Consider the following 22,119-nt stretch of genomic DNA (forward strand, 5'->3'; position numbering starts at 1 on the left):
ACTATGCATGTTTTACTTATCATTCTATTTCGGACTGTGTTTCTATATTCCAGAACATTATCTCCACCTATTAACCCTTTCAGCTTTGTCCTGAAACTGGGAAGCAAGTGAATTTATCCTAGATTTAAGAAGTAATTTACGTCCTTCTATTGTTCTGGTATAGATTAATTCGCAAGGTCCTACTATCTGTGACCATTGATCTCTGAAATATTCTGAAGACCGTTTTTTCTTTCCTATGATTTCCGGTACCGAATGATAATCTCTTTGTGAGAAAACCTTCAGGAAAAAACTTTTTCGAATTATTAAATATCTGGGATTGTTGGGAGGAGCTATTATTTCCTGTAAAGATTTAATGAAGACCGCTTTCTCATAAGTGGTTCCACCTTCCAGATGACAATAGATAGCTCCCCAATCATCAATATGAGAAACTACGGTAAGCTTAGATCGATTTGTCCGAATAGCCCGGATGGCAGTTAAAGATTTCAGAAGGCTTTTTCCTATTTGACTAATATCTTTAGAAATATCCCTATACTTAATATACATTCTTAATGTCGTGTAAAATAATCTACCAAAGAGCAAGGTAGAAAATACACCAATGATGAAGAGCCAGTTAAAAAGTTGATCAGGATTTTTAATATGTCTTGTTAAGTGAATAAATTCTTCAAAAAGTGTTTCCCCGTATGCCAGAAGTAGTGAACTTAGTATAGCTACCATATTGGCAATAGTTTTGTTATAATACATGGATTTTACCTTGTTATAACTCTGTTCTTCCGGGAAAGGTACTTTTATTTCTTCTATGAGGAGAGAACCGGTTTTTAAAGCTTCTTTCCATTTTTCCTTAAGTAAATCTCTCCTTTCTGCGTTAATAAACATTTTATTATTTATCTCTTCAATTTCTTGTATACCTGTTATTTTGTCCGGAAGTTTGAGGCGTCCAATACCATTTTCAATTCTCGCTTCTTTCTCAAAAGAAACTCCAACGAAAGCACGGAATCGTCTCTTTAAAAGTTGAATGTCATTTCCTCCGTCGAAGACAGTAGGGTCAACACAAGCGAGATGCCAGATGTTGGCTGCTTTATCCATATTTAACCTGTCTGTACGTATGGCTCGCCCTCTCATTTGATTAGACTGCACATAAGATCCCACAAAACTGGCTAGAATAAGTGAGTTAATAGAAGGCGCATCCCAACCTTCTCCCAGCAGTGATTTTGTTCCGGTTAAAACTTCTATATAACCTTTCTCAAACAATTGGGTGATGATGTGAACAATATGATGTTTGAATTGATCAGAAGAATTAATAATTAAATACTTCTGATCATAGGAAAGTGGATTAGCGGAAATTTTACTGATTCCATATTTGCTGGCTATTTCTCTAAAGGAGGCAAGAGCTGTTTCTGGAATAATAACCAGAGATCCTGATAATACTCCAAGCTTTATATGGAGAGAATTGTTTCTCCGTAATTGCTCAAAAATGGGGACAACTCCGATCTTGTCTAATTCAATTTCACTTTCAGGATGTTGAACCAGATATTCTCTTCTGATATAATCGGTGAGAATAACCATTCTCAGATTTTGCTTGAGTTGATTATACTCAAAATCAACAATCGTCTTAATACTTTCTAATTTGCTGATACTGGAGCTTAAAAAACTATTTATTTTTCGATTATCAGTAAAATTTACGGTACGTCTTTCCAGTACACCATTTCTCTTAAGTTTATTAATAAGTGCTTGTTGATGATCTTCGTACTTACTAAAACTTTTTGGAGAATTAAAGAGATAAAAGGTGAGAAGAGTTTCCATCCACTCATAATTCAGTTTGGGAACGGAGAATTTTGCGCTACCAATAATTTCCAAATGCTCCTCTCTCAATTTTGTACCGGCTGCATGGAGAAAAATGAGTATGGCTGAATAAGATTCAAGATTGCTGTAAATCCACTCAAGATGTTGATCAGGTATTTTATAAACTTCGTATTGTTCGAGTGCCTCAATGAGAAGTTGATCTGTTTTGATCTCATTGAATAATTTTTGAGCTCTTTGCCGATGAATATCTATCTTCTGTACTTCTACAACTGTTGGCTGAGAGAAAAACACGTAATCCTGATGAGGACAAAGATCATCTTCAATCACTAGTTCCGGAACAGATATTTCAGTATCAACAGGGCCGTTGAGATCAAGGTAACGTTCCCATTCAGAATAGGAAACATCATAAGGAGGAGTAGCTGTCAATCCAACTACTGTGGGTTTTAATTCATTTTTGATTGCGTTAAGTGAGTTCCACCATGCATTTTTTAAATGATGAGCCTCATCTACAACTATGACTCCTAAGTTTTGAGATTTAAACCGCTCAATAACTTCCCGGGTTTTGAAAAGGGAACTTCCATTACCGTTCTCTTCATTACCATTTTCTTCCTCGTTCTCCTCTTGTTCCTGATCGGGATCTTTTCCAGTACAAGCTGCATGGAGCCCTTGATAGGTTGCCACAGTGAGGAATTTAGGATTGTGAATATCCTTTGAGATCCAATCAGGTTTTTGATCAACTTGTATGAAGAGTTCACAGAAGCGTTTAACCCATTGATTCCTAATGGCAATTGTTGGAGCTAAAATAAGAGCAGGTTTATTAAGTCGAAGAGTAACTTCCAGCCCCAGAACTGTTTTTCCTGATCCCGGAGGTGCCACTATATGAAGATGATCATCACTAAGATGTTCTTCTAATTCATCAAGTACTCTTTTTTGATATTTTCTCCAGTTATATTTGAATTTTATGTCGGAAGGAAACTGTTTCAAGCGAATATTTTTTATTAAGAAGTTCTTTTTAGAGATCTGATTGCCAATATCACATTTATCAGAAAGATCAGGATAGAGAGGACATATAACAGAGTCCAGAAATCATATGCATAGGAATAAAATCTTATGGAAAATAAATAGACAATAAATACGATCAGTTGTAAAACAAGAAGAAACGGATTGATCTTTAATTTAAAAATAAATAATATCATATAAACCAGTATGATAAGTGGCCAGGTAGCCCAACTTGCCCACCATAAATAATTGGTAATATCCCAGGCCCATCCTACTGTTTTATTGATCCCGTAAGTCCCAATGTTTTTATCGATCAGGATACTGAGGATAAAGAGGAAAAGAAAAACTAAAATTGTTATTCCTCGTTGACTTTTTTTATTCTTTACCATTCTATTTCCGATCGGGTTTCTACATCCCAGAACATTCCGTTTCTGAAATTACTGATTACAAAATCGAATATCCCTTCTGCCGATTCTTCGGGGGAAAGCCTCCCGCTGGTATCGTCTCCGGAAATCATGGTCCGTACCCAGCCGGGATGAATAACTGCAACTTTGTATTTGCCTGAAAAGCGATTGGTAAGCAGTTTTGTATACATATTCAGGGCTGTTTTGGACATTCGGTATGCCGGAGAACAGGACGAAACACAGGGTCCTATCGCTCCCATTTTGGAAGAAATATTGATCAGTTTGGCTGAATCGTTCAATAGTGGAATAAGGGCTTCCGTTAAAAAGATGGTCCCGAAGAGATTGGTTTCAAAAGTAGTTCTCAGACTTTCTTCCTCCGGAAGCATATGGTTCAGATCAGGCCCTATACCCGCATTATTGATAAGGAGATCTATTTGCAGGTCCTTGCTGATAAGAAGGTCCTTAAAACTCTGAATGCTGTTATTTTGAGTAAGGTCAAGTTTATAAGCCTGAAAGGCTTTATCCGTAATTCCGTGAACTTCACCATTCCTGCTTGTTCCGATGACCTGATAATCGTTTTGTAGAAATTTTTTTGCCAGGGCAAGACCAATACCCTGACTCGCTCCTGTTATAAGTACGGTTTTTTTCACTGTTTCTTCTGAATTAAATGTTTAAGATCTATTGCGATATTTCCTTTTTTATACCCGCTTTCCACATAACGGTGTGCTTCGGCCGTTTGTTCCAGGGGATAGGATCTGTCAATGACTGCTTTTATTTTACCTTCCTCCATTAGCTGTGCCAGGTAATCCAGGTCTTCAACTTTGTATTTTGCCAATTGAGAAATTACCTTTTTATCTTTTAAGAACATCCCTTTTATCACTTTGGAAAGTACAGGTGTTGCCATGATATAGCGCCCTTTGACTTTTAGTGCCCTGATACATGCCGAAAAGGAACTTTTGCCCACCAGATCAAAGATAATATCATAGGTTTCCTGCTTTTCGGTACAATCTTCCCTGCTGTAGTCTATAACGTGATCTGCGCCAATAGAGCGCATCATTTCCAGTTTTTCGGCACTATCGACTGCTGTTACTTCCAAACCGAAATATTTGGCCAGCTGAATGGCAAAACTGCCAAAATTACCTCCTCCACCAATGATAAGTATCTTTTCTCCTTTTTTTGGGTCTGCTTTTCTCAGGTAATGCAATGCATTGAGTCCGCCGGTTGGAATAATTGCGGCTTTGTCAAAACTGACTTCTTCCGGTTTTAAAGCGATGGTTGCATTGCCCGGCAGGCAAATATATTCTGCATAGGCTCCCATTCTAACTGTGGTTGCCGCGAAGACCGGATCGCCCGTTTTGAATCCGTTTACTTTGTTACCCACAGCTTCAATCACTCCGGCCAGTTCCTGCCCGAGGACCTTTATCCTGGGTTTAAAAAAACCGAACATAAGCCGTAAAGGAAGCCAGTATAAGAGAGGGAATTTAAAAGCACGTATTTCACAATCGCCGGCAGTTACCGTAGTGGCATGCACCCTTATAAGCACCTGATGCTCTTTGGGAACAGGCTTTTTTACCTCTTTAAGCTGAAGTACTTCCGGTGGCCCGTATTGGTCAAAAACGATTGCTTTCATCAGGTTGAGGTTGGTTGTATTAAAGGTTCATTTAAACCTGATGTAATTTATAAAATTAAATCTCAGAAACCTTGAAGCTTAGTAAAGTTTATACATCCTTTATAAAGCACTTTTAAAATTTGATAAAGGAGTAACTTTGATTTGATAAATCTTTTGTTGGATTTGTTAATGATTTGATTATTAATTAATGGTATTCGTTCTTAGTCATTGAGATCCTTTAGCTTTCTTTCATCACTGATCTCTCCTTCAATATTGTAATAGGCCACGATCTGCTCTATGAGTCCGTCTTTTGGGAAATACCATTCGCTTACTTCCAGTTTAAAATCGCCCTGAACAGCTGTATATCGTACGCAAGCCCGGTCCTCGTCGTAGATCTCATCGTGTAATTCAAAGCGATGACCCAGGAATTTATCCCTGTTTACTGCTACCAGATCGGTATATGCCTTTTTGCCGTCGATGGTGCCATACGGACTCGTATGACTAAAATTTTCTGTGATGGGAAGATTGTAGAAATCGCCTTCTTCCCAGGCTTTAAACCATCTTTTTACTAATTCCCGAAGTTCCATTTTTGACAGGTTTTTGTTTTTTAAGTTAGGGATAAAATTTTAAAGGATTGGAGATGATAAAGCATTTTTTGATATGTCATTTAGATTATTTCTTTTTCCTCACTACCCTAAACCCGATAGAAAATCCCCATAATTGCGGTTCGTGCTCCCTGCGGGTAGAGGAGAGAGCATTCCCAGCCCCGTAATACCAGCTTCCACCGCGAATAATTTTTGATATTCCTTCGGAAGGCCCGATAGGATCCGTTACTTCAGTTACCGGATAAGGCGCATACCAATCGGATACCCATTCCCAAACATTGCCGTGCATATCGTATAATCCCCAGGAATTGGGTGGGTAGCTGCCTACCGGCATAGGATGTTCCACATATTTCCCCTTTGCAGAGTAGTCCGATGCGATATCGGCATTATAGCTGGCCAGGCTATCCGAAATACGTTCCCCGAAGGAAAAAGGGGTAGATGTTCCGGCCCGGCAGGCGTATTCCCATTCGGCTTCTGTTGGTAACCTGAAATGATCGGTTTTGGATAAGGTATTAAGTTTTTCGAGGAACCCCTGTATGTCATTATAGGAAATACTGACTTTAGGATATAGCGGGTCTTTAAGATGAAAAGGGGAGGGCTTTTCGGGATGAAGTTCTACAGTACCCATTATTTCCTGCCATTGCTCCTGGGTTACTTCTGTTCTGCCTAACCAGAAATCATGGGATATATTTACTTTATGAAGGCTATCGACAGAACCGGCTTTTCCCATATAAAAATGCCCTTTTGGGATCTGTACAAATTCCATTCCCGTGATGGGTTCGGTCCATGTAAATTGTGTTTTTTTCTGCTCATAACCACATGCCGTAAGAAGTAAAAAAAGAATGTAAATAGATCGTCTCAACATATTTTTCACCATATTATAGACAAAGCACTGTCAGAGGTAAAAGAAAGCATTTATAGTAAAGGGCGGACATATTAAACATCTTCTTTCAGATATAACATCCGTCCTTATAATCCAAAGTTAACCAATTAAGCTGAGCCCCTTATCTTAATCATTATCACTTTCTAGGGAGTGACTCTTCATTGCCCGATATATTTTCTAATTTTTCAATAACCGGCAGGATGTATTTTTCATATCTTTTTATTCCGATCTTCCTGGCAAAATACAAAACAGCAAAAAGAATAAGCGTGGACAGGTGTGCGGTTATTTTTACTGCTAATGTATCATTATTTAAAGCACCCAAAAAAGCAATGTTAAAAGCAAGGGTCAACAGTATTATAAATATGAGCATATACCTTTTAGGAATGAGCAGTTTTCTCTTTAATTTTTTAATATGCCATTGAATAAAACTCTGGTTATTTATATTGATCTTCTCATTTATCAGGGGGAAACTGCTTAAATAGAGCGGAATTAGCAGGAACAGGACTGCAATTATAATAAACAGCACGGATAAGAAATTGTAAATATTGCCAGAGAGGCGAGTTATCATCGAAAACAGTGCAAAAGCAAAAAGAAGAGGCACAAAAATCCTTTGAAGGCGAGCTACCTTTTCCATTTTATTCAATTGGTAAATTAACCTGTCGATGTCCAAGGGTTTAGGATTCTCTTCCTGCCATATTCTTTGCCAGTTTTTTATTTCTTTGTCCATAATTATTTCATTTTTTTAGACAGGGCTTTTTTTATCCTGTTAATCCTGACCCCAACATTAGAAGTGCTTATTCCAGTAATATCTGCTATTTCCGAGTAACTGTTTTCCTCTAAGAGGAGACCAATAATTATCCTGTCTATTTCCTTTAAGGAAGATATTGCTTTATACAGGCGATTTACTTGTTCTTCATGATCGGAATATTCATGTTCTGCATTTTCCGTGATAATGTTCTCGGATTTTAAATCTCTGCGAAATTTATCTGACCTGTTTCTTTTATGAAGATACTGAAGCGCAGTATTTGTTGAGATCCGATAGATCCAGGTATTTATGTTGCTTTCTTTTCTAAAAGAATTGAGATTATTCCAAACTTTAATGGTGATCTCCTGAAACAGATCATCAGCATCGATATGATTTCCTGTAAAACCAAGGCAAATGCGATAGATCTTATCTCTGGATTCCTGATAAACTTGTTTAAAATAACGCTCTTTTTCATTCATAAATTCCAACAAAACTACCTTTTTAAGGCTCTTTTACAGAATTAATTTTTTGAAACCTTATGAGAACCAAAATTAAAAGACCAATACCGATCCCCGAGAGGGAACCATATAAAAAATCGGGAATTTCTGTATAATACCGGACCATTTGCGCAAAAGAAACGAATAAACTTCCTGAAATAAAAAGAATGAAAGCATTTCTGTTTTGTTTTTTCATTGTATAAAGAATTACTTTAACCTTTAGATCATGGAATCTTAAGATTATTACACTTTACGGAAGTTTTATTTATTAATTGTTTTCTTTTATGCTTCCAATTCTTTAATGTCATGTTGGAGATACGGTAACCATTACATGGATCAACCCGAAGAGCACAGCTGCGAGTAACAATCCCTAACCAAAACTCACACTTCCGATATTAAACACCTTCCTTAAAATTACATCAACCAATGGGTTTACGGGTGCTAATAGCGATCCTGTTCCAGGAATTGATAGCTACAATGGCCATTATGATCTGGGAAAAGTAATGCTCATCAAATTGTTCCATAGCCTTTCGGTAGGTTTCATCGCTTAATCCGTTCTGGTGAATAAGCGTTACCTCTTCTGTCATTTGAAGGATGATCCTTTCTTCTTCGGTAAACAGGCCGGATTCCTTCCAGGCTTCCAGTAAAAAGATACGTTGAAGGTCTTCTCCGTATTTCATGGCATCTTTGGTATGCATATCTATACAAAAAGCACATCCGTTAATCTGGGAGGCCCTGATCTTGATAAGTTCGAGGTGGGTCTTGCTCAATTTACCCTGTTGCAGATAATTTTCCAGGGCATACATAGCTTCATAAGCAGATGGCTCTGCAGCATCTATTTGAATTCTTTTTTCCATTGGTGTGTCATTTGAATTTGATACAAAATTACCTTTCGTTCAGCCAAAAAAACTTAAGCTGGTTTAAGAACGCTTTTTGTTTCTGATTTCACTAACGTATTCGGGGGTTAACCCAAGGAAGGAAGCGATAAGATACTGAGGAACCCTTTGGGCAAATTCCGGGAAGTGTTCGGTAAAATGAAAATACATTTCCTCTTTGGAAAGGTCGTGTATATACTTCATTTTCATCAGGGAGGAGCCATAAGAGATCTGGTAGATAATTCTGAAATATTTTTCGAGCTGTGGAAATCTGATCAGAAGCTCCTGCTGTTTGTCATGTGTAATAGACAGGACTTCTGTTTTCTCAACGGCCTGGATATAGAAATCGGTTGGGGCTTGGCGAAGATATGCCAGATTATCTGTTATCCACCAGTTTTCAATGGCAAACTGAACGGTTCGTTCCGTGCCCTTGCTATTGATAAAATACATATGGAGGCAGCCGCTTAAAACAAAATGATTGTACGTGCATTTAGTACCGGCCTCCATCAGGATCTCTTTTTTGCCGAGTTTATGAAAGTCAAAAAATGTCATTATTTCTTCAAGGTCATTCTCATTGACTTCCGTAAACTTGCTGAGATGCTCAAAAAATTGTTTTGACATTTTGTATTCGATATGCCTGACCAAGATAATAAGTATAATGCTATTTTGAACCAGGACGGCGGGAGAAAATAGTCAACCTCCCACCATTCCTGATCATAGCTGTTGATTTACAAGACTCCCTCTTTCTTAACGGCCCTGATACACATAAATGAGGGGAATTCGTTTAATTCGGCATAATGTTTCGGGTCCAGTTTTTCGAACTCCTTAAGGGGTTTGGGTTCTATGAACTTTTCGATATAAAAACCGTTTTCCAACAAAGGAGCAATACACTGTTGTAAAGGTCTTCTGTAGCTGTGTACTTCTACGGGTTTTCCAAAGCCCGACCAGGTGCATTTTACCGGTTCGACCTCAAAGTATTCGGTCGATTTGAAATAGAGGTAATTGAAAAACGGATGCTCCATAGAGATAACCAGCTTTCCGCCGGGTTTTAAAAGCCTGCAGAACTCTTTAATGGTCAGATCCCATTCTTCAATATAGTGCAGCGCCAGGGCACATAATACCATATCAAAAGAGGCATCGGAAATCATCCCGATCGGATCGCTCAAATCGTGCACGAAGAAATGTCCGGAGCCTTTATTTCTCTCCTTGGCGTATTTTATCATTTCCGGACTGATATCGAAACCGGTTACGTCTGCTCCCTGCGATATCAGTATCTCTGCATACTTCCCGGGACCACAGGCCGCATCGAGGATCCTTTTGCCATTAATATCCTCCATCAGTTTTAAGGTATTCGGGCGATCGTAATAGGCATTATGAGGCTTGTGATCGATCATGGAGTTATAACTTGCGGCCAGATCTTCATAAGCCTGTCTGATCTTTGCTTTGCTCATATTATTCAGATTTAATTAGGTAAAATCCAGCGGATAAGATCCAGGCAGCCAGGCTGAAAGTAAATATCCTAAAGCCTGTTAAACTGGTAAAAACAAAACCTGTCAGGGCACCGATAGCGGCAAATACCAGAATGAGGATCCCAAAATATCCTATCCATTTCGGAGACCTGCTTTTACTTATTAAAAGTACAGAATATATTAAGATAGCCAGACAGCAACCGGCGATAAAAATATAATCCAGGGAAGTGTTTACCGCAAAACTAAAACTGGATATAGGTTTTAAAACCTCAGCCTTTTCCTCCAGGCTATTCGAATATTTACCGAGGAAGTAGGGGAGTGCCAGACCATTTAGTAAAGCGGCGAACATAGCAGCGATCAGGCTGAATGCCATGATGATAAATGCGAGGATTGAAACTCTGGAACTCTCCATCAATTTGTTAGTGAGCCCGTAGAAGCCGAAAAGAACGATGGGAAGGCAAAAGACCGCCAGAGAATGAGCAATCGTAATGACTCCAGTGATCTCAACAATACGTTGAAGGCTACCTCCCGAAGGATGTAATACCATGGTGGCGATGATTAATAAGGAACCGGAAATAAGTGAAATTCCTGTGCTTTTGTGGAAATGATCTTTCATTGATTTTCTTTTAGGATTGAAAACCAAATATCAAAAGTTTTTACAGCAGCAGCACTTGATCCAAATCAAGAAATCCTTTAGCCTTTTGAAAAGCGATTCCTTACCCTGCTCAGGGTTTCGGGGGTTATTTTCAGGAAGGAGGCAATAAGTTTTTGAGGGAATTTGCGTATCAACTCAGGTCGGTTCTCCATCAGATGAAGGTATTTTTCATCCGGAGTGTATTTACGATCAAAGAAGTCAATGCGGGAAACCGAATGCTCCAGGATCTTACCCATCTGGAGGAATGTCTGGGAGAGGGCGATAAGCTTGTGAATAGATTCTATCGTCAACTCATAAACAGATGTGTTTTCATAAGACTGGATATAGTACCCGGAAGCTTTTTGTAATGTGAAACTCTTATGATTCAGGACCCATTCATTGGCGACGTTCAGATCGATGATATTTTTGTTCATATCCGAATCGATCTCATATTGATATAGCGCCCCGCTAATGATAAAACACAATGAAGAACACACTTCTCCTTTGTTCAGCAGGACCTCGTCTTTTTTAAGCTCCCGAAGCCGGAGTTCTTTCTCGAGGAATACCAGCTCTTTCTCCGAATAGCTTCCGGTCCTGCTCAAAGATTCAATAAGGGGATTGTGCATCATTTTAGACTATAATTCTATTTATCTGATAATTCATCAACTTTCTCCTGTATAATTCGGAGCAAAAGATCCATTTGCTCTAAATGGATCCTGAAGATCACCACTGCCACCCGTATCCAGAAAATACCATCAACCGTAGTTGAAGAAAGGAATATACGGCCGTCTGTCTGTATGGCCCGGATCAGTTTTTTATTAAACTCATTGGCATCTCCACCGGAAGGGATATATCGGAACATAGCCACTGAAAGTTCCGGTTCCGGCCCTACTTCAAAGCCTTCGGTCTGTTTAATTTTATCGTAAAAATAACGGGTTAGCAATAACTTTTCCTGCAAGGCCGCCCTGAAAGGTTTTAAACCGAACAGTTTCAGAGGTAACCACAATCGCATTCCCCTGAAGTGTTTGGTAAGCTCGGGAGATATATCTGCGGGAGAAACTTCTTCAATCGCATCGACCGTATCCTGCATATAATCTGCCAGGTAATGAAATGCTTTAAACAGTTTTTCTTTGTTTTTTATGAGGATACACCCTGTTCCGAAAGGCAGAAAAAGGGTTTTATGAGGGTCCAGGGTAATGGAATCGGCTTTTTCTATTCCGCGGAACTTAGGATCCATGCCGGCTACCAGTTTAAAGAAACCTCCGTATGCCGCATCGACATGAAACCACAGATTGTATTTCTCTGCAATTGCCGCAATCGGGTCTATAGGATCTATGGCTCCGGTATTGGTGGTACCAAAAGATGCATTGATAAAGAAGGGTTTCAGGCCTTTTTCCTTATCGCTCAGAATAGCTTTTTCGAGTTCGGTTACGGAGAGCCTTAACCCTTTATCCAACGGAATGTATCTTAACTGCACTTCGGAGAGTCCGGCAATGCGGATAGCTTTCTGAATGGAATGATGTGCCTGTTCCGAAAGATAGATCACCGAGTTTTCGATATCCCTGGCCTTAATGCCATAGGCTTCTCTTGCTGTAACGATGGCAATGAGATTAGCAATGGATCCTCCCGATGTTAGATTCCCAATGGCATTTTCGGGATATCCCATCAGCCTGCACATCCAGCGAATAAGCATATTTTCCAGGCGTACTGCCCCCGGAGCCGTAAAAAATGCACCCGCATAGCGATTGCTGATAGCCGCTATATAATCGCCAAGCGCCGATGGATAGAGTCCGCCACCCGGAATATACCCCATATGTCCGTTGGAAGCCGGGTTGATCCCTACCAGATCGATATTTGCCTTTGTACTTTCCAGGAGGGAGGTAAGGTCTGTTGCCTCTTCGGTAATATCCAGTTTATAAAGACTTTTTCCGTTTTCTTCGGAATGATAAAAGGCTTTGGATGTATCCAGTGTATTGATAAAAGTATTGGCGTAATCTAAAACTTCGGAATTCCATTGGTCTCTCTGATCCTGACCGGGATCCAGAAGCTGTGATGTTTTTTCAAGTTCTTTGATTTTATCGATCATAGTAATATGAAGGAATTAAAATAATAAGGTTCCATTGCCGGTGAATGCATTTAATTTCAGATCGTTCACTTTACAAACATATTCAGAATATCGGATAAGTCGGTATTGTTGCCATTAAGCCTCCTGAAATTGTCGTAATAACTATCGGTTATGGGATAGAATTTTTCTGCCTGTTTGGCTTCCGACCAGCCATCTTTTATAGATTGCAGGGCTTCCGGGTTCTTTTCATGCAAGCTTAGAAACAGGTCTGAGATCTTTTCTCTATCTGCTTCGGTTAATTTGTTATTGATCAATACAGGGCCCAGGGGGATCTCTTTGGAGATCCAGAGAAGCCTGGTTTTGTTTAAAAGGGTCGAATCGGCCTGAATCTGTTTAAAATATTCATTGCTTCCTATGGCACAGATATCGGCTTCTCCTGCTGTTAGCTTATTGAAGGTGGAGGTATGATTGCCTCCGTAGCTCACTTCTTTAAACTGTTTGGTGGGAGATTTTATGCCAATGGAGCTTAACAGCAGCCTGGGCACCAGATTCCCGGAAGTGGACCCTTCGGTAACAAACATCATTGAAAGGCTGTCAGCATGTTCTTTCAGGCCGTTCAGATCGGTTATATTGTCGCTATTGGTTAGCAATACGGTCTTATAATTATCAACTGCATCCTGTTTAACTTTTAAAGTGACTATGGGCTCCATATTCTTATTATCGAGGGAGAGCAGCAGATATCCCAGAGTATTGATCAGTGCAATATCGACTTCATCCGATTTTATCCCTTCAATAAAGGAAGTGACATCCGGATAACTCTTTACATCAACCGGCTGATTCAGTAAGTTTTCCAATTCTACGGACAGGGGTTTCAGGTTATCGATCCTGTTGTTTGTTGCATAGGTATAGGTAGCAAGTGTGAGCGGTTTTTTATCGCTTTTGCAGCTTGTCAAACCAATCAGGATCGCTATTAAAAAGATGATCTTGGCTTTATTCATTTTGTTTATTTATTGGTACTAAGTTAAGATGTTATTCCTTATCCGGATCTATGCTCCCAACAGCGGGAGGTGTTTTATTTTGTGGTAGGACAGCGCCATGGAAATACAGTGTTTTAGTTCTTTTTCCGGGATCGTATCTTCCAGTTTGAGCACAATTGCCCTGTTTCTCTCAAATTCCAGTATATCATTATAGATCGTTCTAAAAGTAGGGACCAGCCTGGAAGTACATTGAAAATATAATGCGTATTGATCGGGTTTGTTTTTTTCCAATCTATTCTGATAGTGCTTCCTTTTTTTACAAGGAAACTGGGTTCTCCCCATTTCAGGGTTTCCTCTATATCTGTTATTCCTTCTGCTTCTCCTGCGGTTTCCAGGATAAGCTTTCTGAGTTCAAGCATTTTCTTCCGAACCGGATCGGGATAATTCTCGAAGATCGGTTCAACTTCAGGGCTTGTTTTTATACTCAGGTTTTTCATGGAATCAGATTGTGCAATTAACAAACAAAGCGCTTATTAACGGATGCCTAAAGCTAGTCATTATTTTGAGTAGTTATTCCGTATTTTTTTGGACTCTATAAGTGACTTAATTTTTGATAAGGATTCCTTTATTTTTCCATGGTTACTTTTTGCATTCATTAAATCAATCTTCCGTTCCATTTCACTAAAATCAGCATCAGGATAAAGCTCAATTAGTTGTGAGAAGTATATATCAATTCCTTCAGCAAATAATGTTTTCCCTTTATCAGAAAAAGCTTCCTCATTGATTGTTTCGTCCAGATAAATGTTATAATTACCTATTAAGGTCTTTACGTTGAAATTAAGCCTGTTTTGTGTTATAGTTGAATTAGGATCATCTGAACTGGCTAGGATGTTATCATTTCCAAGTTTAAAGTATCTCAATTGCAAGCCTAGCCCAAAATGCCATACTTTTAGTAATTCTATATCGTATAGATACTTGTCCTGAACATCTCTTATCCTATACACATTATTCATGTCCTTCCATCGGTCAAAAAACTCATCTGCTACTTTATTTCTGTGCTTAAGACCTAATTCTTCATCGTTTAAAACAATTTCATAGTTCTGGTGATCGGTCAGCTTTTCTACAATTATTCTGGTTTCCGGATCACTTATGGAAGGAAGTTTTTCATCATCTTCATAACCATAATTCAATTCAAGTGTAATTGTTCTATAATCATTAACATCCCAAAATCTTTTCTCCAATGGGAACTCATGTTTTTCTGATTTACAACTCAACACCATAAAACTGATAAGAACAGGGATAATAGTTTTCACTTTAATCATTTAATGTAATTTTTGGTTCTTTAAATTCCGAAAGTAAATTTAATAAACTATCAACAGTCTTCTGATACTTTTTCTGTTCACTAAAAACATAGCTATGAAAGGTGTCATAGTCATATTTTTCTTGAAACTTTCTTTCCTCCAACCAAGTAGATGATATTAGCTCCCGGATTTCATTTTTAGAAGAATGTTTTAGATTAGAGATCCTGTACTTTAGTTTCCGTGCGTACAGTTCTGTGATCTTAAAATGATAGATCTCATGATCAAGTAATTGTTTGTTATTTGAATGTGTATCATAAACAAAAGACCTGGAAGGATGAAATAAAGCCTGAATACTTACGGAATCGTCATAAATTTCACTCTTAATTGTTGTTACAACGTATGCAAATCGTTTATTCCCATATAAAGACTTTTTAAAAAACTCAAGCCCTCTAAAATTTTTGAATGTTATTTGATCTACTCTATCATAAGTAATCGGGCTTTCGTAGTTTAAAAAATTAACTCTAATAAGGATCATGAAGGCAATGGCAAGAGGGAGAAGTATCAGAAAGCTATATTTAAGGAATTTTTTAAACTTTTTGAGCGGAGTTTTATTGCCTTTCTTATTCTCTTTAATGACAATAACTAATTGGTATAAAACAGGAGAGAAATAAAGTCCTAGAAATAAAATAACAATTAAGATATCTTGCATTTAGCTTATTGGTTTATAATTACCCATATCTTCCTGGTTAAAACTAATCATTATTTTCTGAAAATTCTCATACAATCATAGTTTTTGTAATCTTTTTCTTCGTTTTTTGGTTTTTGGAAAATTATAAAACCTTTGTAGCAAAATGCTTCAACCCATACCATAAAAAAAGCGCAAGTCCCTACACTTGCGCTCTTTAAGCTGTTTTATATAAATACAATTGCTAGGCTACAGCCACTTCCGGTTTGTGCAAACTGACAACAGTTAATACTGCCGCTCCGTTGATCCAGTAGTAGTAAGCATCCAATCCTTCAAATCCGAAGGCAAAAGGAGTTATTATAAATACTATCGCTACCAAAAAGTCTACCAATAGGTGGATTTTATAAGGAATAACGCGAATTACTCCGGTTTGGTGGTCAGTTAACAAGGTTAAAATAAATGCTGCAATTCCCGTTCCTACGGATAGTTGTAATGCTAAAGGGTTAGAAGTTCCCAATCCCAATAGGAAAGGAAGACCGATTAAGGCCACTGCAACAGGATAATCTAAAAAAGCGTGTATCTGTTTTGTTACAAATTTCATGATATTAAATATTTAAATTAATAATGATTGATTTTTTAGTGGTTTATATGTGATTATTCTGCGTCAAAATATTCTTCCTGTATCACTTTTCCTTCTTCATTCCATTTTCTGAGGATGATCTCATGCCAGAAAATTTTGCTCCCGTCTTTCATATTGAAATCAAATGTAAATTCCGAAGCAGACATCCCGCCGTCTACTATAGAATTGTGATGTGTGATACCGTTTACGGAATCGATTGCTCCAAGGAACCCTTCCATCTTTTCAACCATTTGTGATTTGCCGTTTGTCGTTACCCTGCGATAATCGGATGTGGTAGCATCTTCTGCAAAGTATTCCTTTACGGCATTCACGATATCTCCCTGTGATACCATCTTGTCTATCCTTTGAACCTGTTCCTTAATATTCATTGTGCACGATGTTTAATTTGACAATGCAAAGATGGGAAGAGGGATCGGGGAAGGAGCTACAAAAAATGCCCTATTAATTGTACTTTTTGACCAGAAAGTCGGAAGGTGTCTGTTGAGTGTGATTTTTAAAGAAGGAAGAAAAATGGTTGGCCTCTTCAAAGCCTAGCTGATATGCGGTTTCATGAATAGATTGACCCTCACCGAGTAGTTTCTTACTCGTTTTGATGATCTGCTGCCTGATAAGCTGGCCAATGGATATCTGAAGCTTATCCCTCACCTTTTTGGAAAGGGTCTTGTTGGAGATATACATCTTTTCGGCGTAGAAATCCACATTACGCTGACTGGCATGAAACTCCCGGATCAGCAAAAAGAGTTCGTTCAGAAAAGTATCTTCCACCTCAAAGGCCATATCTTTCCTGAATTCAAAAGGTGTCTTTCCCGTATTCTGTTTAAACAGGCGGTTAAAGTAAGCAGGGTCCTTATAGCCGAAATCATAGGCAATTTCCTGAATGGGCTTATCGGTAAAGGCGATATCTTTTTGTATCTGAGTGAGCCTCTTATTGGCCAGAAGGCCTTTTATGGAGAGCCCGACCTTATCCCTTACCAGGGAATGAACGTGCTTACTGCCCGCTCCGATCAGGGAAGCGATATCCTCATTGGAAAGGTGGTTCTTGTATTGCTGATCGATAATGTCTTTGGTGTCAAAAATGATCTGATATTCATCTGCACTGGCGTTAAATGGATTTTGCCAGTACCATTGGTCGGAAGAAATATCCAGGATGTTCTTGGGCTGGTCTATGATCGTATCCCTGATATATCTCTGGCAGTCCGAGCATTCGGAGAAATTGATATACCCCAAAGAGATCATATGCTTAAAAAGAACACGAACACTCTCATTCTTAAAGAGATCTTCATTTTCGAATTCAATTTTCCGGACCAGGAAATCATCGGAGAGGAATTTGATGTATTGGCCCTTTTCCAGAAAGATCAGGCGGTCGTCCCAATCGTCGTAGTTCTTAAAATCGACCTGTATGGCTCCGTTTCCCTTTAAAATATGAAGCATGGTGTACTGGTTGATGAAGTACACTTTATTTAATTCCGGTATGAATTTATCTACCATGCAACTATTATTTGCTAAGGGTTTTTAGATTGGTCGTTATCCTTAACTATTTCTTTTTCAAATTCTTCAAATTTACTCTTTAATTTTTTGAGTACCCCCGATTTATCATTTTCCACCAGGAAGGAATAGCGGATCGAATTAAAAACAATACTTTTGATCTCCTCATAGCTAATATCGGGTACATATTCGATTAACAGCATGTACTGATTAATAAGATTGGTCCTTAGTACTCCTTCATCATCCGAAGAAATACAGATAGGGACATTGTATTTTCTGTATGCGTTGATCGGATGATCCTTTGTGTTGGTTTCCAGGATGACCTCATTACTTTCCAGGTTGATCTCTACCGCACGTCCATTCTTATTCATAAAGCGAAGGACCTCCTCGTAATTATCTTCCCCGGTGATATCCACTCCATGTCCTATCCTCATTGCTCTTGCCGTTTTTAAGGCTTCATTTATATGAAACTTCAGATCAGACTCTTTTACACTTCCCTTTCCCGGAACCAGTTCTCCGGCATGCAGGGAAATATTAACCTGGGGATATTTCTCATGCAGAAAGCCGAACATTTGCATATGGGTGCTGTAGTTTTTCAGGGCATTGGCATTATCCTCCGGAGCTACAAAGTTCACTCCAACCACATTCTCCGATAAGGTGGCTGTTTCGAATGCCAGGATCAGGCTTCCGAATATTTTTGGCTGGTTTGCAGAGATCCGGAGTCCGTATGTCTGAAATTTCAGGTCAATTCCGTGTTTATTGGTCCGTGTGTAAAAATTATCCAGAGAATCTGCATTGGCCTTTGCCCATTTGCTGATATTGTTGTCTTTAAAGTGAGTGTAAAGATCTGCCAGTTTTGTAAGGAGTGCCCTGTTATCGGAATCCCATTGACCTGCATCGGCAAATTTTGCAATACTGTCGTTTATATTGGGAGCTGCTATCATGGTCTCCAGATAGGAAATATTATCTGCAGCTGCCCTTCTGCATATTTCGGAAAGCAATTCGGATTCATAACCGACAAAGGCGGGATCGAATTTGGTAAAGGTGCTGAAAAACAGGTCATGCCCGTCCCTGTTATTTTCCTTATAATTTCGGACGGACCAGTTATCGATGATGGAATCTTTTTTATCCGGCCTGTTCTGCAACAGCGTATTTATAAGTACAGCGGAAGTATCGCCTTGTAGTATGGCTTTTTCCCTGTTAGAATAAAGCTGATAAGTAAACGGATTTATATAGCAACTATCGTTAATTGCATTCTGGATAAATTCCTCTGCATAGGGTGTTCCGTTGGAGTGATGGTGAATATCACCTCCTTTGGGCATTTTGGTGAAAAAATGCTTTAATTCTGATGGATCGTCTTTTATACTGTTAAAATAAATTCCTGTTTTTTCGGAGAGTTCCGATACAGTGAGATCTTTCTTTTCAGCACATGAAAAAAGTATCAGGCTGAGGATAAGAGTTAGTATTTTCTTCATGATTGCATTAAAGCTAATCAATATTTATGGAATAAGAACTTCTCAATATCGGATGTTTGCAATTTTCTTTATGAATCAATTTTTCGTTTATAATTCTGCCCACTTTTAAATGCACAAAACACAAGCCATATTAATAATACCAGTTGAATGATCATTAGAATGTCAAAAGCATTATTCCATCCGTTTCCGGTATTTTCAACAGTCTCATTGTTTAAGGAATGTTTCATCATTCTTGCGGATTCTCTAAGAGAGCTGATATAGGAGATCAGATAGCTTAAGATCAGGATCAGGCTAAGATTGGAAATCAGGAAAATAAGATTTGCAATCCTGTTTTTAAAATTCCGGCGTAACATTCTGATCAGGTAGACTCCAAAAAATAACAATGTTCCAATAAAAATCAGAAAGTAACTGTTTGCAATAACAAAATAGGTGTCGTGAACATTTATGTCTAATGTTGAGCTGGGATGGAGATCATGGATGCCAAATACCAAAATATCTAGAATCAGTATCAGGATCAGTACACCGATCAGCCAAAATATTTCTTTTTTATTCAAATCCTCTTTGTTATAAATTTTTTACTCCTTTTTTATCTCATAGGTCAGTTCTACCATCCCATCTTTGTAGGCCGTAACATCTCTTAGGTGTAATAGCTGTTCCTTCCCCACATGGTCGAAAAACAGGATTCCGTCCCCCAGAATTACCGGCATCATGGAAATAACAATATCATCTGCCAGGTTTAAGCGGATAAAATCCTTGGTAAGTTCGGCTCCTCCAACCATCCATATATTCTTATATCGTGGTTTTAAATGTTTGTTTACAAGATCGCTCAGATCACCTGTATAGAATTCTACACTTGTCTTGTCGGTAGTCAGCTTTCTGTGGGTCAGTACCACAACCGGGACCTCTCCGTAGGGCCATCCGAGTTCCAGGGCATGTTCGTAGGTTTTGGAACCCATCACATAACAATCGATGCTGTTAACAAAGTCGGTAATTTGCTCCTGAGTAAGGGTAACACCCTTCTCATAGGTGTCAGTCGATTGCATCCAGGAAACATTCCCGTCTTTTTTGGCAATAAAGCCATCGAGACTGGAAACCATATGGATCGTTATTCTGGAAGTGTCTGTTTTCATCTTTAGTTACTTACTTCTACATTCCTGATCTCTATTGCATTTTTGTTGGGTAGAATTTCATACCCTAATTTACGGCTTATCACCTTAACAAAAGATGCCCCAAGAAAGATAATTTGGGAGGTGTAGTACACCCAAAGCATCAACAAGGCTAAAACACTTGCCGAACCAAAGGTGGTGGAAATATGACTGTGGCCGATATACATTCCTATCCCGATCTTCCCAAAAAGAAATAGCAGGGAAGTGAAGGATCCCCCGGCCAGTGCCACTTTCCAGTGCACTTTGGCATCTCCCAGGAATTTAAACATCAAAGCAAAAACAACGCTAAAGAGGACGAATGACACTATATGTTCATAGATATACGATAGCTTATAGGTACTGTGGAGACCGGCAGTATGCTTTATTAAAAAGCTGTTTACCGCAGTACTGCTCAACATGATAAATACGAGTACTATCAAAAGGATAAAAGATGTCAGGTGTTTTGAGAAGTATTTCAGAACACTGCTTTTAGGTTTTGCCTTAATATTCCAGATACTGTTAAAGGAATTGTGTATCTGACTGAACATTCCGGAAGCACTGAGCGCCAGGGTTACAAACCCTATAACGGTGGTCAGGATATTGTTGTGATTTGTATGCTGATTTTTAATGATATCCTGTATCTGCGCCGCAGCATCGCTCCCCAGTGTGTCTTTTAACTGACCGAATATTTCCCCGGCAACAGCCTGTTTCCCGAAAAACAAGCCCAGAAGGGAAATGATAATAACGATCATCGGTAATATGGAAAACACCACATAATAGGCTAATGCTGCTCCTTTCTGAAAGGTGTTACTGTTAAAAAAATGACTGAAGACTGCTTTAAAAAGCTGAAGCATATAAGATTGTTTATTAAAATTAGTATTATTTTTTATGTTCCAGGGATGCTTAATTATTTAATTTTCCTGCTTTCGGTAAACCAATCTGAGATATAATCAACCAGTTTGAGTATTTCCGGGATATCCGATTTATTATCCAATCTGATCAGATCATCAATTCTCTTTAAATGGCTCTTAATTTCAGAGCTTTCATTTTTTATTTTACTCAGGCTTTTTTCCCATTCAATTCTATATTGTGTTAATGAAAACTCTTGATTGGGGCCACCATAAACTTTATCTGCATCGCAATCATCCTGTCCGTCATCTTCCCAGAAACAAATTACACAAATATCCCAGGCGCATCTTTCCGAAAGTGTTGGATATCCACAGGAGGGACATGTATTTCCAGGCCTTTATAATTATTCCTTCTATCTGCACCCTTTAGTTTTGAAAGGTGTTTGTTAAAATACGTTCTTCGTGTAAATAAATTTGTCATTTATCCCTTTTGGTAAATTCCATGGTCCAGTTGGTTTCCCATTCGTTTTTGCGTTTGTCATAATAAGCCTGTTCCCATAATGCTGTATCCGGGCTATGTTTTTTCCAGCGAAAGCGTAGTTTGTACTCTTTTCCCTGATAGTATTCTTTTCCGAAGAACTCTCCGATCCCATCCTTAAACCCACCGACTACCTGTTCCTTCAGATAGTTTTCAGGACTGGCAGTGTCGGCCCAGTAAATAGTCCAGATATTTGTTTTGGGATCGACCATTCTGATGCTTAGTCCGATAAATTCATCCCCGAAATGGGAGGATTTCATCTCGTCCATCAACCCTAATCCGTTAAGAATGGATTTTGTTTCCATTTCGGCGGTAAACTCGATCCACTCCGTACAATCACTTAACCGCTCTTTTAATCTTTTGTTCAGGACAGACCATTTTCCAAGCAGGAAATTAAAATCTCTAATCTCTATAACAGGTGGGTTTGGTTTTGCACTCAT

General features: G+C 38.7%; 26 protein-coding genes and 1 pseudogene. All 27 read right to left on the reverse strand.

Going from position 1 to position 22,119, the window contains the following annotated elements:
• Positions 1–57: 57 nt before the first annotated feature.
• Complete coding sequence (locus tag GWK08_RS16395; RefSeq protein ID WP_163608339.1) at positions 58–2,784, reverse strand: DEAD/DEAH box helicase family protein; 2,727 nt, start codon at positions 2,782–2,784, stop codon at positions 58–60.
• Between the two features lie 14 nt (positions 2,785–2,798).
• Positions 2,799–3,188 (reverse strand): hypothetical protein, encoded by a 390-nt coding sequence (locus tag GWK08_RS16400; protein WP_163608340.1) that lies wholly within the window; start codon positions 3,186–3,188, stop codon positions 2,799–2,801.
• Positions 3,182–3,853, reverse strand: coding sequence for an SDR family NAD(P)-dependent oxidoreductase (locus GWK08_RS16405; RefSeq protein WP_163608341.1), 672 nt, complete (start codon positions 3,851–3,853; stop codon positions 3,182–3,184). The genes GWK08_RS16400 and GWK08_RS16405 overlap by 7 nt, the downstream gene beginning before the upstream one ends.
• A complete protein-coding gene (locus tag GWK08_RS16410; protein WP_163608342.1) occupies positions 3,850–4,833 on the reverse strand; it encodes an NAD(P)-dependent alcohol dehydrogenase in 984 nt (327 codons plus the stop codon). Before GWK08_RS16410 ends, GWK08_RS16405 begins: the two co-directional genes overlap by 4 nt.
• A 200-nt stretch (positions 4,834–5,033) precedes the next feature.
• Positions 5,034–5,399: a nuclear transport factor 2 family protein gene (locus GWK08_RS16415; protein WP_163608343.1), complete on the reverse strand. Its 366-nt coding sequence runs from the start codon at positions 5,397–5,399 to the stop codon at positions 5,034–5,036.
• An 85-nt stretch (positions 5,400–5,484) separates the two neighbouring features.
• Complete coding sequence (locus tag GWK08_RS16420; protein ID WP_163608344.1) at positions 5,485–6,294, reverse strand: formylglycine-generating enzyme family protein; 810 nt, start codon at positions 6,292–6,294, stop codon at positions 5,485–5,487.
• Positions 6,295–6,436: 142 nt separating this feature from the next.
• Positions 6,437–7,027, reverse strand: a complete 591-nt coding sequence (locus tag GWK08_RS16425; RefSeq protein ID WP_163608345.1) for a hypothetical protein — start codon at positions 7,025–7,027, stop codon at positions 6,437–6,439.
• 2 nt (positions 7,028–7,029) lie between these two features.
• Positions 7,030–7,536 (reverse strand): RNA polymerase sigma factor, encoded by a 507-nt coding sequence (locus GWK08_RS16430; protein ID WP_239524944.1) that lies wholly within the window; start codon positions 7,534–7,536, stop codon positions 7,030–7,032.
• Positions 7,537–7,961: 425 nt separating this feature from the next.
• Positions 7,962–8,399, reverse strand: a complete 438-nt coding sequence (locus GWK08_RS16435) for a carboxymuconolactone decarboxylase family protein (RefSeq protein WP_163608346.1) — start codon at positions 8,397–8,399, stop codon at positions 7,962–7,964.
• 63 nt (positions 8,400–8,462) lie between these two features.
• Positions 8,463–9,038 (reverse strand): Crp/Fnr family transcriptional regulator, encoded by a 576-nt coding sequence (locus tag GWK08_RS16440; protein ID WP_163608347.1) that lies wholly within the window; start codon positions 9,036–9,038, stop codon positions 8,463–8,465.
• A gap of 107 nt (positions 9,039–9,145) precedes the next feature.
• Positions 9,146–9,868 carry a class I SAM-dependent methyltransferase gene (locus GWK08_RS16445; RefSeq protein ID WP_163608348.1) on the reverse strand — a complete coding sequence of 241 codons (723 nt, stop codon included), beginning with the start codon at positions 9,866–9,868 and terminating at the stop codon, positions 9,146–9,148.
• A 1-nt stretch (position 9,869) separates the two neighbouring features.
• Positions 9,870–10,502, reverse strand: a complete 633-nt coding sequence (locus GWK08_RS16450; RefSeq protein WP_163608349.1) for a hypothetical protein — start codon at positions 10,500–10,502, stop codon at positions 9,870–9,872.
• Between the two features lie 77 nt (positions 10,503–10,579).
• Complete coding sequence (locus GWK08_RS16455; RefSeq protein WP_163608350.1) at positions 10,580–11,149, reverse strand: Crp/Fnr family transcriptional regulator; 570 nt, start codon at positions 11,147–11,149, stop codon at positions 10,580–10,582.
• A 14-nt stretch (positions 11,150–11,163) separates the two neighbouring features.
• Complete coding sequence (locus GWK08_RS16460) at positions 11,164–12,606, reverse strand: pyridoxal phosphate-dependent decarboxylase family protein (RefSeq protein ID WP_204336088.1); 1,443 nt, start codon at positions 12,604–12,606, stop codon at positions 11,164–11,166.
• Positions 12,607–12,671: 65 nt separating this feature from the next.
• Complete coding sequence (locus tag GWK08_RS16465) at positions 12,672–13,583, reverse strand: phosphate/phosphite/phosphonate ABC transporter substrate-binding protein (protein WP_163608351.1); 912 nt, start codon at positions 13,581–13,583, stop codon at positions 12,672–12,674.
• Between the two features lie 113 nt (positions 13,584–13,696).
• Positions 13,697–14,059 carry a DUF1801 domain-containing protein gene (locus GWK08_RS16470; RefSeq protein WP_239524945.1) on the reverse strand — a complete coding sequence of 121 codons (363 nt, stop codon included), beginning with the start codon at positions 14,057–14,059 and terminating at the stop codon, positions 13,697–13,699.
• Positions 14,060–14,119: 60 nt separating this feature from the next.
• Positions 14,120–14,884, reverse strand: coding sequence for a hypothetical protein (locus GWK08_RS16475; protein WP_163608352.1), 765 nt, complete (start codon positions 14,882–14,884; stop codon positions 14,120–14,122).
• Entirely contained in the window at positions 14,877–15,572 is a 696-nt protein-coding gene (locus GWK08_RS16480; protein WP_163608353.1) for a hypothetical protein, read from the reverse strand. The genes GWK08_RS16475 and GWK08_RS16480 overlap by 8 nt, the downstream gene beginning before the upstream one ends.
• Before the next feature lie 220 nt (positions 15,573–15,792).
• A complete protein-coding gene (locus GWK08_RS16485; protein WP_163608354.1) occupies positions 15,793–16,149 on the reverse strand; it encodes a hypothetical protein in 357 nt (118 codons plus the stop codon).
• A gap of 53 nt (positions 16,150–16,202) precedes the next feature.
• Positions 16,203–16,556, reverse strand: a complete 354-nt coding sequence (locus tag GWK08_RS16490) for a SnoaL-like domain-containing protein (RefSeq protein ID WP_163608355.1) — start codon at positions 16,554–16,556, stop codon at positions 16,203–16,205.
• 73 nt (positions 16,557–16,629) lie between these two features.
• Entirely contained in the window at positions 16,630–17,676 is a 1,047-nt protein-coding gene (locus GWK08_RS16495) for a helix-turn-helix domain-containing protein (RefSeq protein WP_163608356.1), read from the reverse strand.
• Positions 17,677–17,690: 14 nt separating this feature from the next.
• Entirely contained in the window at positions 17,691–19,148 is a 1,458-nt protein-coding gene (locus GWK08_RS16500) for an amidohydrolase family protein (protein ID WP_163608357.1), read from the reverse strand.
• Positions 19,149–19,216: 68 nt separating this feature from the next.
• Positions 19,217–19,702 carry a hypothetical protein gene (locus GWK08_RS16505; RefSeq protein ID WP_163608358.1) on the reverse strand — a complete coding sequence of 162 codons (486 nt, stop codon included), beginning with the start codon at positions 19,700–19,702 and terminating at the stop codon, positions 19,217–19,219.
• 21 nt (positions 19,703–19,723) lie between these two features.
• Positions 19,724–20,278, reverse strand: a complete 555-nt coding sequence (locus GWK08_RS16510) for a dihydrofolate reductase family protein (RefSeq protein ID WP_204336089.1) — start codon at positions 20,276–20,278, stop codon at positions 19,724–19,726.
• Between the two features lie 2 nt (positions 20,279–20,280).
• Complete coding sequence (locus GWK08_RS16515) at positions 20,281–21,147, reverse strand: YihY/virulence factor BrkB family protein (RefSeq protein WP_163608359.1); 867 nt, start codon at positions 21,145–21,147, stop codon at positions 20,281–20,283.
• A gap of 53 nt (positions 21,148–21,200) precedes the next feature.
• Positions 21,201–21,515 (reverse strand): annotated as a pseudogene (locus tag GWK08_RS19430) (CPCC family cysteine-rich protein); the annotation flags it as partial.
• Positions 21,516–21,618: 103 nt separating this feature from the next.
• On the reverse strand, positions 21,619–22,119 hold the full coding sequence (locus GWK08_RS16525) for a hypothetical protein (RefSeq protein ID WP_163608360.1): 501 nt from the start codon (positions 22,117–22,119) through the stop codon (positions 21,619–21,621).

This window comes from Leptobacterium flavescens, from assembly GCF_010671605.1.
Classification (GTDB): domain Bacteria; phylum Bacteroidota; class Bacteroidia; order Flavobacteriales; family Flavobacteriaceae; genus Leptobacterium; species Leptobacterium flavescens.

Excerpts from the sequence above, each read along its gene's own strand:
- GWK08_RS16500 (WP_163608357.1), bottom strand. The coding sequence starts at position 19,148 with ATGAAGAAAATACTAACTCTTATCCTCAGCCTGATACTTTTTTCATGT.
- GWK08_RS16440 (WP_163608347.1), bottom strand. The coding sequence starts at position 9,038 with ATGTCAAAACAATTTTTTGAGCATCTCAGCAAGTTTACGGAAGTCAAT.
- GWK08_RS16475 (WP_163608352.1), bottom strand. The coding sequence starts at position 14,884 with ATGATTAAAGTGAAAACTATTATCCCTGTTCTTATCAGTTTTATGGTG.
- GWK08_RS16445 (WP_163608348.1), bottom strand. The coding sequence starts at position 9,868 with ATGAGCAAAGCAAAGATCAGACAGGCTTATGAAGATCTGGCCGCAAGT.
- GWK08_RS16490 (WP_163608355.1), bottom strand. The coding sequence starts at position 16,556 with ATGAATATTAAGGAACAGGTTCAAAGGATAGACAAGATGGTATCACAG.
- GWK08_RS16480 (WP_163608353.1), bottom strand. The coding sequence starts at position 15,572 with ATGCAAGATATCTTAATTGTTATTTTATTTCTAGGACTTTATTTCTCT.
- GWK08_RS16455 (WP_163608350.1), bottom strand. The coding sequence starts at position 11,149 with ATGATGCACAATCCCCTTATTGAATCTTTGAGCAGGACCGGAAGCTAT.
- GWK08_RS16450 (WP_163608349.1), bottom strand. The coding sequence starts at position 10,502 with ATGAAAGATCATTTCCACAAAAGCACAGGAATTTCACTTATTTCCGGT.
- GWK08_RS16485 (WP_163608354.1), bottom strand. The coding sequence starts at position 16,149 with ATGAAATTTGTAACAAAACAGATACACGCTTTTTTAGATTATCCTGTT.
- GWK08_RS16435 (WP_163608346.1), bottom strand. The coding sequence starts at position 8,399 with ATGGAAAAAAGAATTCAAATAGATGCTGCAGAGCCATCTGCTTATGAA.
- GWK08_RS16415 (WP_163608343.1), bottom strand. The coding sequence starts at position 5,399 with ATGGAACTTCGGGAATTAGTAAAAAGATGGTTTAAAGCCTGGGAAGAA.
- GWK08_RS16515 (WP_163608359.1), bottom strand. The coding sequence starts at position 21,147 with ATGCTTCAGCTTTTTAAAGCAGTCTTCAGTCATTTTTTTAACAGTAAC.
- GWK08_RS16410 (WP_163608342.1), bottom strand. The coding sequence starts at position 4,833 with ATGAAAGCAATCGTTTTTGACCAATACGGGCCACCGGAAGTACTTCAG.
- GWK08_RS16470 (WP_239524945.1), bottom strand. The coding sequence starts at position 14,059 with ATGAAAAACCTGAGTATAAAAACAAGCCCTGAAGTTGAACCGATCTTC.
- GWK08_RS16465 (WP_163608351.1), bottom strand. The coding sequence starts at position 13,583 with ATGAATAAAGCCAAGATCATCTTTTTAATAGCGATCCTGATTGGTTTG.
- GWK08_RS16495 (WP_163608356.1), bottom strand. The coding sequence starts at position 17,676 with ATGGTAGATAAATTCATACCGGAATTAAATAAAGTGTACTTCATCAAC.
- GWK08_RS16460 (WP_204336088.1), bottom strand. The coding sequence starts at position 12,606 with ATGATCGATAAAATCAAAGAACTTGAAAAAACATCACAGCTTCTGGAT.
- GWK08_RS16425 (WP_163608345.1), bottom strand. The coding sequence starts at position 7,027 with ATGGACAAAGAAATAAAAAACTGGCAAAGAATATGGCAGGAAGAGAAT.
- GWK08_RS16400 (WP_163608340.1), bottom strand. The coding sequence starts at position 3,188 with ATGGTAAAGAATAAAAAAAGTCAACGAGGAATAACAATTTTAGTTTTT.
- GWK08_RS16525 (WP_163608360.1), bottom strand. The coding sequence starts at position 22,119 with ATGAGTGCAAAACCAAACCCACCTGTTATAGAGATTAGAGATTTTAAT.
- GWK08_RS16420 (WP_163608344.1), bottom strand. The coding sequence starts at position 6,294 with ATGGTGAAAAATATGTTGAGACGATCTATTTACATTCTTTTTTTACTT.
- GWK08_RS16510 (WP_204336089.1), bottom strand. The coding sequence starts at position 20,278 with ATGAAAACAGACACTTCCAGAATAACGATCCATATGGTTTCCAGTCTC.